This window comes from Azospirillum sp. TSO5 (genome assembly GCF_003116065.1).
Lineage (GTDB): Bacteria > Pseudomonadota > Alphaproteobacteria > Azospirillales > Azospirillaceae > Azospirillum.
In genome coordinates this window covers 1-1,726 of sequence record NZ_LGQY01000201.1, presented here as the reverse complement: position 1 = coordinate 1,726, position 1,726 = coordinate 1, and the positions used below count along the sequence as shown (strand labels likewise).

The window sequence follows — 1,726 nt, the reverse complement described above, 5'->3', positions numbered from 1 at the left end:
TGAAGGACGATTTCGACGGCACGGCTGCACTGACCGCCAACCTGGATCTGGTGATCTCGCCGGCGATGTCGGCGGGGGAATTGGCGGGTGCGCTGGGCGTGCCGGTCTGGCGCTTCGGCACCCGCGACTGGACGCAGCTGGGCACCGACGTCCGGCCCTGGTTCCCGACCATGCGCCTGTTCCAGCCCAGGCCGGGCGAAGGGCTGGAGGCGACGCTCGTCCGAATGGCGCAGGAGTTGGCGCGCGCGGCGTCCTGCAAGCCTCCGGTGCGCCTTCCGGTCCCCGACGCGGACGGAAGGCCGGGAAGCGACGCCGACAGACTGACGGCGGATGCCGTCGCCCATTACCGCGCCGGCGACGCGGCGGCGGCGGACACCCTGGTGCGGCAGGTGCTCGACACGGCACCCGGTCATCCGGTCGCCTTGCATCTGGCCGGTGTGCTGGCGAAGCGCCGCGGAGCATTGGAGGAGGCGCAGGCCCTGCTGGTCCGCGCCGTCGCCGCCGACCCGGTCAATGCCTCCGCCCATGCCGCGTTGAGCGAGGCCTACCAGGGGTTGGGCCGCTTCGACGCGGCCGAGCGGGCGTCGCGCGCCTGCGTCGCGGTGCAGCCCGACGGCGTCGGGCACTGGGTCAACCGGACCGCGCTGTTGCGCCGCATGGAGCTGGATGGGGAGGCGCGGTCCGCCGTTGCCCATGCGCTGCGCCTGCGCCCTGATCTGGCCCCCGCCCACGGCCACCGTGCCGAACTGGCGGTGCGTCCCGAGGATGCGGTGGCCGCCCATCGTATCGCGGTCGCCCTGATGCCGGGGGCCGCCGATATGCTCAGCAACCTCGGCACCGCTCTCCACAAGCTCGACCGTTTCGCCGAGGCCGCGCGCACGGCGGACCGCGCGACCCGCAGCAATCCCAGCCTCGCCGTCGCCTGGACCAACCTGGGCAACAGCCTGGAAGCGCTGGGCAGGGTCGCAGAGGCGGAGGCCTGCCACCGCACTGCGATCGGCCTCGCCCCGTCGCTGGCCGAGGCCCATGGCAATCTGGCCTATCTGCTGAAGCGGCAAAGCCGGCATGAGGAGGCGCTTGCCGCCTTCGATGCGGCCCTGCAGGCCGATCCCAAGCATGCGCAGTCCCATTTCAACCGAGCGCTCCTGCTTCTGGAGACCGGCGTCCTTCGCTCGGGCTGGAACGGCTATGACTGGCGCTTCGGCACGCCGGCGTTGCGGAACTTCCGGCGCCGACTGTCGATACGGGCTTGGCGCGGCGAGAACATCGCCGGGCGGCGCCTGTTGGTGTGGCGGGAGCAGGGCGTTGGCGACGAATTCCTCTTCGCCTCCTGCTATGACGAGGCGATGCGGCGCGCCGGCCGTCTGGTGATCGAATGCGACCACCGGCTGGTGCGGCTGTTCGCGCGCTCCTTCCCCGATGCCGATGTCCGCCCGGAAAGCACCGACCCGCGCGACGCCGACGTCCAGATCGCTGCCGGCAGCCTGCCGCGCCTGCTGCGCACCGACTTGAAGCGCTTTCCCGAACGGATTTCCTGGCTGGTGCCGGATCCGGCGCTGGTGGAGCGCTGGCGGGAGCGGCTGGCGGCGCTGGGGCCGGGCTTGCGGATCGGCATCGGCTGGCGCAGCCAGCTGATGACGGCCGATCGCAAGGCCGCCTATGTGCTGCTGGAGCATTGGGGACCGCTGTTCGCCGTCCCCGGACTGGTGTTCGTCAACCTGCAATA

General features: G+C 71.6%; 1 protein-coding gene. It reads left to right on the top strand.

The genetic code is table 11. The annotated features are described in order from the left end of the window. A partial coding sequence (locus TSO5_RS32050) for a tetratricopeptide repeat protein (RefSeq protein ID WP_146203888.1) occupies positions 1-1,726 on the top strand: 1,726 nt, incomplete at both ends.